At 67.5% G+C, this 13,595-nt stretch carries 12 protein-coding genes; 7 read left to right on the top strand and 5 right to left on the bottom strand.

From position 1 onward, the window contains the following. The first annotated feature begins 21 nt into the window (after positions 1-21). The 5 genes from G6N19_RS03940 (at position 22) to G6N19_RS03920 (ending at position 6,116) form a co-directional block, all read left to right on the top strand. Positions 22-870, top strand: coding sequence for a polysaccharide deacetylase family protein (locus G6N19_RS03940; RefSeq protein ID WP_041317321.1), 849 nt, complete (start codon positions 22-24; stop codon positions 868-870). A 131-nt stretch (positions 871-1,001) separates the two neighbouring features. Continuing rightward, a complete protein-coding gene (locus G6N19_RS03935; RefSeq protein ID WP_193465808.1) occupies positions 1,002-2,912 on the top strand; it encodes an alkyl/aryl-sulfatase in 1,911 nt (636 codons plus the stop codon). Positions 2,913-2,953: 41 nt separating this feature from the next. After that, positions 2,954-4,480 carry an HNH endonuclease signature motif containing protein gene (locus tag G6N19_RS03930; RefSeq protein ID WP_193465807.1) on the top strand — a complete coding sequence of 509 codons (1,527 nt, stop codon included), beginning with the start codon at positions 2,954-2,956 and terminating at the stop codon, positions 4,478-4,480. A gap of 81 nt (positions 4,481-4,561) precedes the next feature. Further along, the gene (locus tag G6N19_RS03925; RefSeq protein WP_193465806.1) at positions 4,562-5,515 is read left to right on the top strand and encodes an oxygenase MpaB family protein; all 954 of its coding nucleotides are present in this window, start codon (positions 4,562-4,564) and stop codon (positions 5,513-5,515) included. Positions 5,516-5,528: 13 nt separating this feature from the next. Then, entirely contained in the window at positions 5,529-6,116 is a 588-nt protein-coding gene (locus G6N19_RS03920) for a TetR/AcrR family transcriptional regulator (protein ID WP_013827990.1), read from the top strand. Here the strand turns inward: G6N19_RS03920 and G6N19_RS03915 are convergent. From G6N19_RS03915 to glpX, 3 genes are read right to left on the bottom strand one after another with little or no spacing between them, the layout of a single operon-like run. Next, on the bottom strand, positions 6,073-7,425 hold the full coding sequence (locus G6N19_RS03915; RefSeq protein ID WP_197912080.1) for an MFS transporter: 1,353 nt from the start codon (positions 7,423-7,425) through the stop codon (positions 6,073-6,075). The two genes, G6N19_RS03920 and G6N19_RS03915, sit on opposite strands and share 44 nt — an antisense overlap. 8 nt (positions 7,426-7,433) lie before the next feature. Beyond that, complete coding sequence (locus G6N19_RS03910) at positions 7,434-8,831, bottom strand: class II fumarate hydratase (protein WP_193465804.1); 1,398 nt, start codon at positions 8,829-8,831, stop codon at positions 7,434-7,436. Positions 8,832-8,856: 25 nt separating this feature from the next. Further along, positions 8,857-9,888, bottom strand: coding sequence for a class II fructose-bisphosphatase (glpX, locus tag G6N19_RS03905; RefSeq protein ID WP_085975697.1), 1,032 nt, complete (start codon positions 9,886-9,888; stop codon positions 8,857-8,859). A 64-nt stretch (positions 9,889-9,952) separates the two neighbouring features. Here glpX and G6N19_RS03900 point away from each other — a divergent pair, with 64 nt between their 5' ends. Further along, entirely contained in the window at positions 9,953-10,618 is a 666-nt protein-coding gene (locus tag G6N19_RS03900) for a DUF4245 domain-containing protein (RefSeq protein ID WP_049792850.1), read from the top strand. Beyond that, positions 10,615-11,415 (top strand): dienelactone hydrolase family protein, encoded by an 801-nt coding sequence (locus tag G6N19_RS03895; RefSeq protein WP_013827995.1) that lies wholly within the window; start codon positions 10,615-10,617, stop codon positions 11,413-11,415. Before G6N19_RS03900 ends, G6N19_RS03895 begins: the two co-directional genes overlap by 4 nt. Here the strand turns inward: G6N19_RS03895 and G6N19_RS03890 are convergent. Continuing rightward, on the bottom strand, positions 11,393-12,535 hold the full coding sequence (locus tag G6N19_RS03890) for an AI-2E family transporter (protein WP_193465803.1): 1,143 nt from the start codon (positions 12,533-12,535) through the stop codon (positions 11,393-11,395). The two genes, G6N19_RS03895 and G6N19_RS03890, sit on opposite strands and share 23 nt — an antisense overlap. Then, positions 12,532-13,581, bottom strand: a complete 1,050-nt coding sequence (locus G6N19_RS03885; RefSeq protein WP_193465802.1) for an NAD-dependent epimerase/dehydratase family protein — start codon at positions 13,579-13,581, stop codon at positions 12,532-12,534. Before G6N19_RS03885 ends, G6N19_RS03890 begins: the two co-directional genes overlap by 4 nt. Positions 13,582-13,595: the final 14 nt, after the last annotated feature.

The raw sequence follows: 13,595 nt of genomic DNA, 5'->3' as shown, positions 1-13,595 counted from the left end.
ACGCCGCACCCCTGACTACCAATGGCAAAACGTGTGCGTGCCGGTCTCGTTGCGATGGTGGTCGCGCTGCTCGGCGCCTGCACCAGTCACGCGCACCAGGCTGCGGCGAACCCGGTCGACTGCGCCGTCGTCAAGTGTGTGGCACTGACCTTCGACGACGGGCCCTCGCCTTACACCGACCGGCTGTTGCGGGTCCTCGGCGACGCCGACGCGCACGCTACCTTCTTCTTGATCGGCAACAAGGTCGCGGCCGACCCCGCGGGCGCCAAGCGGATCGCCGAGGCCGGGATGGAGATCGGCAGCCACACCTGGGAACACCCGAACATGACCGAGATCCCGGCCGCCGACGTGCCCGCGCAGTTCGCGAAGGCCAACGACGCCATCCGCTCGGCCACCGGGGTCACGCCGACGCTGTGGCGCCCACCGGGCGGGCTGACCGACGATGCGGTGAATCAGCAGGCCGCCAGCTTCGGGCTCGCCGGCATCCTCTGGGACGTCATCCCATTCGACTGGATCAACGACGCCGACACCGCCGCCACCCGCTACATGCTCATGACCCAGATCAAGCCCGGCGCGGTGGTGCTGTTTCACGACACCTATTCGTCCACGGTCGATCTGGTGTATCAGTTCCTGCCGGTGCTCAAAGCCAATGGCTACCACATGGTTACCGTCGGCGAGCTGCTCGGCCCGCGCGCACCCGGCAGCGTGTACGGCGGCCGGGAGAACGGGCCGCCGGTCAATGACCTACACGACATCCCGGCCGCCGACATCCCGTCACTGCCGGCGACGCCGTCGCCGCCGCCGATGCCGAACTTCCCGATCACCGATATTGCCGGGGCGAATTCGGGGGGCCCGAACAACGGAGCGTGACAGAATCGGCACGCATGACTGACTTCACCAGACGTGCGATTCTCGGTCGTTTCGCTGCCGTCGGCGCCACCGCTGCGGCAGCGTCCGCGCTAGCCGCTGCATGCCAGGACAAATTATCTGTCGGCGGGGCCGTGACGACCGACAACAAGGTCAAGCCGGCCACGGCGGCGACCAAGGCCGCCAACGCCGGGGTCAGCAACGCGCTGCCGTTCAACGACCGCGGCGACTTCGAGGACGCCCAGCGCAATCTCATCGCGCGCCCCGAAACCCTGACCATCAAAGATGCCGACGGCAAGGTCGTCTGGGAGCTGGAGAGCTACCAGAAATTCATCGGTGACGACAAGCCGGCGCCGGACACCGTCAACCCCAGCTTGTGGCGCAATGCGCAGCTGTGCATGAACTACGGCCTGTTCAAGGTCGTCGACCGCGTCTATCAGGTGCGCGGCTACGACCTGTCGAACATCACCTTCATCCAAGGCGACACCGGCTGGATCGTGTTCGACACGTTGATCTCCCCGGAGACCGCGCGTGCCGCACTGGATCTGGCGAACCAGCACCTGGGGGAGCGGCCGATCGTCGCCGTCGTGCACAGCCACTCGCACACCGATCACTACGGAGGGGTGCGCGGCATCATCAGCCAGGGTGACGTCGACGCCGGCAAGGTCAAGGTGATCGCGCCGGCGAACTTCGTCGAAGACGTCGTCGACGAGAACGTGATCGCCGGCAACGCCATGTCCCGCCGCGCGGTCTACATGTATGGCGCGTTGCTGCCGCGCGACGCTCAGGGCGGGGTCAATGCAGGCCTGGGGCAGACCATTTCAACCGGCAAACCCACCTTGGTGATCCCGACCGACATCATCAGCACGACCGGGACGAAGCTGACCGTCGACGGCGTCGAGATGGTGTTTCAGATGACGCCCGGCACCGAGGCGCCCACCGAGATGAACACCTTCTTCCCACAGTTCAAGGCGATGTGGATGGCGGAGAACACCACCAACACCATGCACAACCTGCTCACGTTAAGGGGCGCGCAGGTGCGCAACCCGCTGATCTGGGCGGCGTTCATCGACGAGACCATCCGGCTGTACGGGCCGCAGACCGAGGTCAAGTTTCAGAGCCACCACTGGCCGATGTGGGGCAACGCCAAGATCATCGACTACTTCAAACGCCAGCGTGACCTCTACAAGTACACCCACGACCAGTCGGTAAGGCTGATGAACCACGGATACATCGGCTCGGAGATCGCCGAAGAGATCGCGCTGCCTCCCGAACTGAACGAGTTCTGGCCGAACCGTGGCTATTACGGCACCCTGCGCCACAATTCCCGGGCCGTGTACCAGCGCTACATGGGCTGGTATGACAGCAATCCGTCCGACCTGAACGACCTCCCGCCGGCCGACGCCGCCGCCAAGTATCTCGAGTACATGGGCGGCGAGGACGCCGTGCTCCGGAAGGCCAAGGGCGACTTCGACGCCGGGAACTACCGCTGGGCGGCAATGGTGCTCAAGCACGTCGTGTTCGCCAACCCCGACAGCGTCGATGGCAAGAACCTGCTGGCGGACTGCTACGAGCAACTCGGTTACCAGGCCGAGTCCGGGCCGTGGCGTTCTGAGTATCTGCAGGGGGCGGCCGAACTGCGCAACGGTGTACCGGACATCGCCGCCACCGACACCGCCAGCCCGGACACCATCCGGGCGATGCCCCCGGAGAAACTGTTCGACTACCTGGCGGTGCGTCTCAACGGGCCCAAGGCCGCCGGAAAGAAGATCATCCTCAACATGAAGTTCACCGATCTGAAGTCCGAGTACGGCCTCACGGTGGAGAACGCGGTGCTCAACTACGCGGCCGAGCCGGTACCCGGCGCCGACGCCAACTTGACCCTGACCAAAACGACGCTCGATGACATCGAGCTCAAGAACCTCACCCTGGACGAGGCCATCGCGACGAACCGGATCACCATCGACGGCAACCGCGGCGCCTTCGACGAGTTCATGGGGCTGCTGGATACGTTCCCGTTCTGGTTCAACATCGTCACGCCGTGATCCCGCGGCAGCGGTCGTGGGGCTCAGGTACAATCGAAAGTATGTTCGAACCGTCGAGGTCGCGACCGCCTACGCCGGGGTCGGTGGCGGAGTTCAGTGCGTGGTTTGTGCAGCGTTATCCGCGTACGACGCCGGAGTCGACGGCATTGGTGGATCAGATCTGCGCTTCCGCGCGGGCGGAGAATCGAGCGGCGGCGGCACATCTGGTGGCGATCGGGGAGTTGTTCGCGCTGCGGTTGAGCAGCTGCAGCGAGACCGAGGACTGGGCGATCGACACCACCGCAGCGGTCACCGCCGAGGTCGCCGCGGCGCTGCGGATCAGCCAAGCGCTGGCCGGCAGCCGGTTGCGGTATGCCCGGGCCATGCGCGAGCAGCTGCCCAAAGTCGCCGAGGTGTTCAAAGCCGGCGATATCGATCTTCGGTTATTCCAGACCATCGTCTACCGCACCGAGTTGATCACCGATCGTGAGGTGCTGGCGGCCGTCGATGCCGAGTTGGCGCTCAAGGTGACGCGCTGGCCCTCGCTGACCGCAGGCCGGCTGGCCGGCAAGATCGATAAGATCGTGGCCAAAGCCGACGCCGATGCGGTGCGCCGGCGCAAAGAACGGGCCGCCCACCGCGAGATCGCCTTCAGCGACCAGGAGGGCGGGATCTCGGAGATCTACGGCAGCCTGTTCACCACCGATGCCCGTGCTCTGGGCAAGGCCTTGGATGGGTTGGCGGCCACGGTGTGCGAGCACGATCCGCGTAGTCGTGATGAGCGCCGCTCGGATGCGATGGGCGCCTTGGCGGCGCGGGCGGATCGGCTGAGCTGTCGTTGCGGGCGCCCTGACTGTGCCGCAGGCAGACGCCCAGGCGCCTCGCCGGCGGTCATTCATGTCATCGCCGGGCAGGCCACCATCGACGGCACCGGGGTCGAGCCGGGCTGGCTGGTCGAAGCCGATGGGCTGGTGCCACCGGAGATGGTCGAAGAGCTCGCCAAATCGGCGCGATTGGTACCGCTGGTCCATCCCGGTGATGCCCCACCGGAGGCGGGCTATGTGCCCTCGGCGGCATTGGCGGCGTTTGTGCGCTGTCGGGATCTGACGTGTCGCTGGCCGGGGTGTGATCGCAACGCACTCGATTGCGACATCGACCACACGATTCCCTACGCCGATGGCGGCCCGACTCACGCGTCGAACCTCAAATGTTATTGCCGCACACATCATTTGGTGAAAACCTTTTGGGGCTGGCGAGATAGGCAGCTGCCGGACGGAACGCTGATCCTGTCCGCACCCTCAGGGCAGACCTACGTCACCACCCCGGGCAGTGCCCTGCTGTTCCCCCGCCTGTGCGCACCGACCGCGCAACTCCAGCCAACCCAACGGCAGCCCGATGACCGGTGCGGGCAGCGCAGCGTGATGATGCCCCGACGCCGGCGCACCCGCGCCCAGAACCGGGCAGCACGCATCAACACCGAACGCAATCAGAACCGCAACGCCCGCCAAGCCCGCCGCGCCGACCGCTACGCCGACTGGTTCCCCCAAGTAGCCCCCGCCATCGACCCCGACGACCCACCGCCCTTCTAGCGGCGCTGACTATTGACACTTTGACGCAAAAATATAGTCTTTGTGTCATCGGTGTCGGAGTCGGAGTCGAGGAGGCCTCAGATGACGGCAGTGGCCGGCAAAGTCGCCAGCATCGACCGCGCCACCCGCGTTCGCCCCAACGTGATGGCCGAGTTCCGCAGGCATTCCGGCAGCGTGCTCACCGGGCTGTTCGGCGCCGCGGCTTTCGACGAGGTGGCGCTGGTTCCGGTGGCCGCCGCGGTGGACAAGACGGGGCGCTTCGAGCGCAACTTCACCGATCGCGCCATCCGCAGCGGATTCTCTGCGCTGCTTGCCATCTGGGGCGACGCCGAGGATCGCGCCGCCGAGGGCGAACGCCTCAAGCGGATGCATCGCGACGTTCATGGCCACGGCAAGGGGGACTTCGCCGGTGTCCGTTACAGCGCGCTGAGCCCGCGGCTGTGGAACTGGATCGCCGTCAGCGGCATGTTCGTGACCCTCAATTCGTTCACCCCCGTCACCGGGATCGAGTGGAACGACGCCGAGCGGGAGGCGGCCTACCTGCAACTGCTGGAGGCGTTCCGGGCGATAGAGCTGCCCGGCAAGGCCGCCAAGTTCCCGGCGAGCTACGCCGAGGCCGCCGCCTACTACGACGAGATGGTGCGAACCGACCTGCAGGCCAACCCGTTTTTGGATCGGGTCACCGCCGGTCTGGGCCGGTTACCGCTGCCCTCGGCGCTGCCGGCTCCGGTTCGGGCCGCCGCCGGTCCGCTGTGGTCGGTACTCAGCGCCGGAGCCGGCCGCGTGGTGAAGATCTGTTCGTTCGGCATCATGCACCCCGGCGTCCGCGAGTTGACCGGCTTCGGGTGGCAGCCACGCCACGATGCGGAGTTCGCCCTCTACACGCACTTGGCGCAGCTGGCCTGGCGGGTCCTGCCCGATCGACTCGTGCTGGTACCGCTGGCCTACAACCGTTTGCAGTACGAGAAGCTGGTGAAGCTGCACCGGTCGGTCGCGCTGGACTCTTTCGCGCCCTCCGGCTGCCCGATGGGATGACACACTGGTAGCGATGTCATCGCGACGAAGTACCGCGAGCCCGGCTGAGCAGGAGGCCGCCATTCTCAAGGCGGCCGCCGAGGAGGTGGGCCTGGTCGGGGTGGGGCGGGCCAGCCTCGATGTCATCGCCCGTCAGGCCGGGGTCAGCCGCAGCACCTTGTACCGGCGTTTCCCGACCCGGGACGCGCTGATCACCGAGCTGGGCCGCCGGGCTTTCGACAATGCGATGACTCAGCTGCGCACGGTCGCGGTGGATTCCGGGCCGCGCGACGCCGCCGTAGCGGCGTTCTGCGCCGGGTTGCGACTGCTCACCACAGATCCGGTGGTGCGAAAGCTGCTCCGGCTCGACGGCGGCGTACCGATGATCACCGGGATGTACCGGGAGGCGGAGACGTTCCTGTCGGGCGCGTCGAACGCGATGGCCAAGGCGTTGCGCGCTGCCGGCGCCACCATGCCCGACGCCGATCTGGTGGCTGCCGCCGAATTGCATGTGCGGCTGGCTGCTTCGATCGCCCAGGTGCCGACATCGGTGCTCGATCCGCGGGACGGCAAGGCGGTCAGCGCTTACGCGAAGAAGTTTCTGGCGCCGCTGGTCTGGTAGGGGCGCAGCCGAGAGCAACCACCATTGCGGCCGCCGCGAGGGACATTGCGCCGATCACCCACAGTGCCACCTTGGGGTCGCCGGTCAGATCTGTCAGCCAGCCGGTGACATACGGGCCGCCGAAGCCGCTCAGATTGCCCAGCGAATTGATCAAGGCGATGCCCCCGGCCGCCGCGGTCCCGGTCAGAAACGTCGACGGCAACGCCCAGAAGGCCGGCATCGCGCACATGATCGAGCACGTCGACACCGTGATCGTGAGCATCGCCAGATACGGGTTGGCCAGGTACAGTGCCGCCGGGATGCTCACGCCGCCGACGATCGCCGGGATCGCCACATGCCAGATGCGTTCGCCGGTCCGGTCGGCATGGCGTGCCCACGGCACCATCACGACGGCGGCCACAGTCCAGGGGATCGCGGTCACGATACCGCGCCCGATCAGACTCAGTTGGCTGCCGTACTGCTGCTCGAACCCCGCCACAATGCTGGGCAGAAAGAACCCGACGGCGTACAACCCGTAGACGATCCCGAAGTAGACGAACGCCAGCGCCAGCATCCGGGGATGACTGAGTGCCTTCTTGAGCCCCCAGTGCTCACCGGCTTCGGCGGCCGCGCGCTCATTCGCCAATGTCGTTTCCAGCCATTGCTTCTCGTCGTTGGAGAGCCAGTGTGCGTCCGCCGGGCGGTCGGTCAGATAGAACCAGCACGCGAACGCGATCACGATCGCGGGCAACCCCTCGACGAGGAACATGAAGCGCCACCCGGTGAGACCGAAAACCCCTTGTCCCCAGTCGATGACGAGTGAGGACAACGTCGATCCGATCGCCGTCGAGACCGGCACCGCCACCATGAAAAGCGAGATCGCCCGCGACCGCTGCTTCGCCGGGAACCAGAACGTGAGGTAGAGGATGATGCCCGGGAAAAACCCCGCCTCGGCCACCCCCAGCAGGAACCGCAGCACCACCAGCGTTGTCGTGTTGGGAACGAAAGCGATTGCGGTGCTCACGATTCCCCACGTCAGCATGATGCGGGCCAGCCAGCGGCGGCCGCCGAACCGGTGCAGCGCGATGTTGCTGGGTACCTCCAGCAGTAGGTAGCCGAGGAAGAAGATCCCCGACGCGAACCCGAACATCGTCGCGGTCATGCCGAGCTCGTCGTTCATGCCGTTGGGGCCGGCGAAGCCGATATTGACGCGGTCGAGGTAATTGATGAAGTAGAGCAGCGCCAAAAAAGGGATGAGGCGACGAGTCACCTTCGCCAACGCCGCTCGCCCCACCACGGGCCCAGCGGACCCGGCGGGTTCGACGACCATGGGGTTGCTTAGGTGTCCTTCACCTTGGCCATCGCCAGCACATCGAGACGCTTGTCGAGCTCGGCCTCCGAGAGGTTGTCGCCGATCAGCCCGCGGTCGATCACGGTCTGCCGAATCGTCTTGCGCTCCTTGAGGGCCTGCTTGGCCACCGCGGCGGCCTCCTCGTAGCCGATCGCGGAGTTCAGCGGCGTCACGATCGACGGGCTCGACTCGGCCAGCTCGCGCAGGTGCTCCTCATTGGCGATTAGCCCGACGATGCAGCGCTCGGCGAACAACCGCGAGACATTGGTCAGCAGTTTGAAGGACTCCAGCATGTTGCGGGCCATCATCGGGATGTAGACGTTGAGCTCGAAGGCGCCGTTGCCGCCGCCCCAGGCGATCGCCGCGTCGTTGCCGATCACCTGGGCCGCCACCTGGGTGACCGCTTCGGGCAGCACCGGATTCACCTTGCCCGGCATGATCGAGCTACCCGGCTGCAGGTCGGGAAGCTGGATCTCGGCCAGGCCGGTCAGCGGGCCCGAGCCCATCCAGCGGATGTCGTTGGCGATCTTGGTCAGCGACACCGCGATGGTGCGCAGCGCCCCGGACGCCTCGACCAGGCCATCGCGCGCCGCCTGGGCCTCGAACGAGTTCGCCGCGGTGCGCAGCTCGGAAATCCCGGTCTCGGCGACCAGCACCTCGACGACCTTGGCGCCGAAGCCCTCCGGGGCGTTGAGGCCGGTGCCCACGGCGGTGCCGCCGATCGCCAGCTCACCCAGCCTCGGAAGGCACCCGCGCACTCTTTCCATGCCCGCCTCGATCTGCCGGGCGTAGCCGGAGAACTCCTGACCCAGCGTCACCGGGACGGCGTCCATCAGGTGGGTGCGCCCCGACTTGACCACGGTGCGCCACTGCGTGGCCTTGGTGGCCAGCGCGTCGTGCAGCTCCTGCAGTGCCGGGATCAGGTGACGCACCGCGGCCTCGGTGGCCGCGATGTGGGTGGCGGTCGGGAAGGTGTCATTGGACGACTGCGACATGTTCACGTCGTCGTTGGGGTGCACCGTCACCCCGTTGGCGGCCGCGATCGACGCGATCACCTCGTTGGTGTTCATGTTGGAGCTGGTGCCCGAACCCGTCTGGAACACGTCGATGGGGAACTGGTCGTCGTGTTTGCCGTCGGCGATCTCGGCGGCGGCGGCCTTGATCGCGTCGGCCTTCTCCCGGGCCAGCAGGCCCAGGTCGGCATTCACCTGCGCGCACGCGCCCTTCAGCAGGCCAAGCGCCCGGATCTGGGTGCGCTCCAGGCCGCGACCGGAGATCGGGAAGTTCTCCACCGCGCGCTGGGTCTGCGCGCGCCACAACGCGTTCACCGGCACCCGGACCTCGCCCATGGTGTCGTGTTCGATGCGGTACTCGGTGTTGCTCATAGGTTCTTCAGTCCTCGGTCGGCGGTCAGGGCAGGGGGTAGGCGGCGTGGGCGTCGCCGGTGAAGTCGACCGCCGAATACTCATTGAGCTTCGACAGCCGGTGGTAGGCCTCGATCATCCGGACGGTGCCGGACTTCGAGCGCATCACGATCGACTGGGTGGTGCAGCCGCCGGGGTAGTAGCGCACTCCCTTGAGCAGGTCGCCTTCGGTCACGCCGGTGGCGCAGAAGAACACGTTCTCGCCGGAGACCAGGTGTTCGGTGGTCAGCACCTCGTCGAGGTCATAGCCCGCGTCGAGGGCCTTCTGGCGTTCGGCGTCGTCGGTGGGCGCCAGCTGGGCCTGGATCTCCCCGCCCATGCAGCGGATCGCCGCTGCGGCGATGATGCCCTCCGGGGTGCCGCCGATCCCGGCCAGCATGTCGGTGCCCGACTCGGGCCGGCACGCCGCGATCGCCCCGGCCACGTCGCCGTCGGTGATCAGCCGGATCCGCGCCCCGGCGGCCCGCACATCGTGGATGAGCTGCGCGTGTCGAGGCCGGTCCAGGATGCACACCGTCATATCGCGCGGGGACAGGCCCTTGACCTTGGCGACGGCCTTGATGTTGTCGGCGATCGGTTTGGTGATGTCCAAGACGTCGGCGGCTTCGGGGCCCACAGCGATCTTGTTCATGTAGAACACCGCCGACGGGTCGAACATCGCGCCGCGCTCGGCGACCGCCAGCACCGAGATGGCGTTGGGCATGCCCTTGCTCATCAAGGTCGTGCCGTCGATCGGGTCGACAGCGAAGTCGCAGTCGGGTCCGTCGCCGTTGCCGACCTCTTCGCCGTTGTAGAGCATCGGCGCGTGGTCCTTCTCGCCCTCACCGATGACCACGACTCCGCGCATCGACACCGAGTTCACCAGTTCGCGCATCGCGTCGACGGCCGCGCCGTCGCCGCCCTCCTTGTCGCCGCGGCCCACCCACCGGCCGGCGGCCATGGCGCCGGCCTCGGTCACCCGCACCAGCTCCAAGGCCAGGTTGCGGTCCGGAGCTTCTCGTCGAGATGGTCCCGTCATGCCAGTCACGGCTGTTGATTCTCCCAGAGCCGGATCAACACCACTGAGCTGGGATACTGGCAACGTGACCTCTGAGCCCCCGCAGCCGACCGTTCCGGCACCCCGCCTTGGCCCAAGGCCCGCCAAGCCCCGTCTGCTGCAGGACGGCCGCGACATGTTCTGGTCGATCGCCCCGCTGGTCCTGGCCTGCATAGTGCTGGCCGGTCTGGCCGGGACCTGCTCGTTTCGCCCCGGTGGCATGTCGGCCGGGCCGGTGCCGTCCTACGACGCCGTAGCCGCGCTGAACGCCGACGCTCAGACGCTCGGGTTCCCGGTCCGGCTGCCGGCGCTGCCGGAAGACTGGCAACCCAACTCCGGCAGCCGCGGCAGCATCACCGACGGGCGCACCGATCCTGCCGGTCAGCGGCTGCGGGCGGTCACCTCCAGGGTCGGTTACGTCGGCCCGACCGGGATGTACATCAGCCTGACCCAGAGCAACGCCGACGAGGCCGCGTTGGTCGAATCGATCCATCCCGGCCTGCACCCCACCGGCACCGAGGACGTCGACGGCACCCGCTGGGTGGTGTATCAGGGCGACAGCGACCCGGTGTGGACCACCCGGCTGACCGGGAAGACCGGTGCCGCCCAGCTCGCCATCACCGGCGCGGGGGGCGTCGAGCAGTTCCGCGCCCTGGCGGCCGCCACCCAGTCGCAGCCGCCGCTGCCCGACCGCCGAAAGGATCGTCCGTGACCGCACCCGAAGCCGACCTGACCGGCTGGACCCCGACCCCGTTCACCGGCGGCGGATTCACCCACGACGTGTACCGCAAGGGGCAGGGGCCGGGCGTGGTGCTGATTCCCGAGATCCCCGGCATCCACCCGGCGGTGCTCGGGTTGGGCAACCACCTGGTGGACAACGGGTTCACCGTGGCGATTCCCTCGCTGTTCGGCACGCCGGGCAAAGCGATCACCCCCGGCTATGCGGCGTCCACGCTGGCGCGGGTCTGCGTGACCCGGGAGTTCACCGCGTTTGCGACCAACGCGCAACGCCCGGTGACCGCGTTCCTGCGGGCGCTGGCCCGCGACCTCAACGAGCAGACCCCCGGCAAGGGTGTCGGGGTGATCGGGCAGTGCTTCACCGGTGGCTTCGCGTTGGCCGCCGCCGTTGACGACGCCGTGTTGGCGCCGGTGCTCAGCCAACCATCGGTGCCGTTGTCGCTGACGCCCAAGCAGCGCCGTGACGCCGGACTGTCCGAGGTCGAACTCGGCGTGGTCGCCGACCGCGCCGCCAATGAGGGGCTGTGTGCGATCGGACTGCGGTTCAGCGAGGACTGGATGGCGCCGCGAGAACGCTTCGGCACGCTCAAGGCCCGCCTCGGGGAGGCATTCGAAGTCATCGAGATCGATTCGTCGCCCGGCAACCCGCACGGTATCTCCCGGTTGGCGCACTCCGTGCTCACCGATCAGGTCCGTGAGGTCGAGGGGCATCCGACCTATGCGGCCCGCAAGCGGGTCGTGGAGTTCCTCACCGAGCGGCTGGCTCCGTAACCGCCTTGCGTCGCAGCCGCCGGCGTCGGCGGCCCTTCGGCTCCGCGTCGCCGGTCTGTAACTCCACGCCGTGATACACGGCCAGATAGACGTCGATGGTGGTGACGATGATGATCATCACCACCGGACCGATCACGATGCCCCAGAAGCCGAACATGCCGATCCCGGCGAAGACGGCCAGCAGCATCAGCGCCGAATTGAGTCGGGCATCGCGCGGCACCAGGATCGGGCGCAACACATTGTCGATGTTGGTCACCACGATCAGGTGGAACGCCACCACGAACACCCCGCCGACGACGTTGCCGAACAGCGCCATGCCGATACCGAAGGGCATGGTCACGATGCCCCCGCCGAGCGGGATGACCGACAACGCGGTCAGCAGGATCGCGAAGATGAAGAACGCCTGATGGAATCCGCCGACATAGATCGAGGCCGCCCCGGCCACCCCCTGGCAGAACGCGATCACGAACTGCCCGCCGACGGTGCCCCGCACCATCGACCCCATCTTGGCCAGGTACAGATCGGTGACCTCGGCGCCGAGCGGGTTGAGTTGGCGGATCAGGGTCTGCAGTTCCTCCCGGTGGGTCAGCAACGCCAGGAAGACGTACAAGAAGATGATCGCCGCGGTGATCGCCCCGACGACGCCCCCGACGGCGCCCTGCAGAACCTGCAGCAGCAGCTCCCCGCCGCGCTGCGCCACGTTCACCATCGCCTCACGCAACGTGTCCATCGTCAGCTGGACGTGCACGAACGGAATCCGTTCCAGCAGGCCGTTGACGAACTTCAGCACCTTGTCGCCGAGCGCGTTGGGGTCGGTGGCCTGCACCCATTCGGCGACGTCGTTGGCCGTGCGGGTGATCTGGATGACGGCCAAAAAAATCGTCAGTCCGACCGGCACGATCACGGCGATCAACGCCGCCAGCAGCGTGCCGGTGGCCGCCAGCCCGACCGGCAGTCGCCGGCACAGCGCACGGAACAGCGGAGTGAACAGGTAGGCGCCCACCGCGGCCACCACGATCAGCACGAAAAACGTGCGCAGGAAATACGCGCCGAACGCCAGCGCGATGACGGTGAAGACCGCCAGCGCACGTCGCTGGGTGGGGCTGAAGTCGGAGTTCACGGGCGCGGGTCACCCCACTTGGCGGTGATGGCTCCCCACGGGTCGGCGAACTTCTTGCCGGAGCGGTAGTAGGGGGCCCGCCACCCCAGTACCAGCCGGGCCAGTGGGGCGACCACCCGCAGCAGGTAGCGCGCCGGGCCGGCCTGCGCCGCCGTCTCCGCCAACATCTGTGGCCACGAGTGGTGTTGGAAGCCGAGAACGTCCTGGGCGCGACTGGAATCCATCCAGTCGGTGCTGAACCAGTCGTCGTCGCTGTCGGGGTCGCCGGGCAGCCCCGCGGGCAGCCCGTTGACCAAGCCCATCGCGGCGGCCATCGCCGGTGCCACGTCGCGCTGGAGCCGGCGGTGGGTGTCGTCACCGCCGATCAGCAGGGTCTCGCCGATGACCGGTGCGGTGGTGGCTGCCACGAATGCCGCGGCGACGTCACGGACGTCGACGGTTTGCAGTCTGCCGTCGGCCGGCAGCAACTGCTCGAAGTAGAGGTTGTCGAGCTTGGCGTAGGGCCCGGGGTCGGCGGTGAGCACTCCGCCGAGCCGCAGGATCACCCAGTCCAGCTGCGAGTCGCGGACCAGCCGCTCGGCCTGCACCTTGTGGTCGCCGTAGCTGTCGGCGGGGTTGGTAGGGGTGTCGGCGGTCAGCACCCCGGAGACCGTGTGCGGGTTGCGCGAGCCGTACACCGCGATGCTGGAGGCCTGCACGAAGCGGGGCGGCTGCGGCTGACCGGCTGCCGCGGCCAGCAGATGACCGGTGGCCTCGACATTTACTTTGCGGGCCAGCTCGCGGCGCAGATAGATCAGCGGCGGGATCACCGCGGCCAAGTGGATGATCGCGGCGGGCTGGACGGCGCTGACCAGGTCGTCGACCGCTGCCGGGTCGGTGAGGTCGGCGTAGCGCACTTCTACCGACTTCGGCAGCTTGGCCGCTGCTTCGCGGTTGGCCGCGATATCGAGATCGGTCGCCACCACGCCGCGGCCGTCGGCAGCCAGCCGTCGTACCACCGCCGAACCGACCAGGCCGAATGCGCCGGTCACCAGCACCGTATTCACGGGCACCTCCTCAA

It is taken from the genome of Mycobacterium novum (genome assembly GCF_010726505.1).
GTDB lineage: Bacteria > Actinomycetota > Actinomycetes > Mycobacteriales > Mycobacteriaceae > Mycobacterium > Mycobacterium algericum.
The sequence above is the reverse complement of the archived record's forward strand: the minus strand, read 5'-3'. Positions and strand labels throughout refer to the sequence as shown.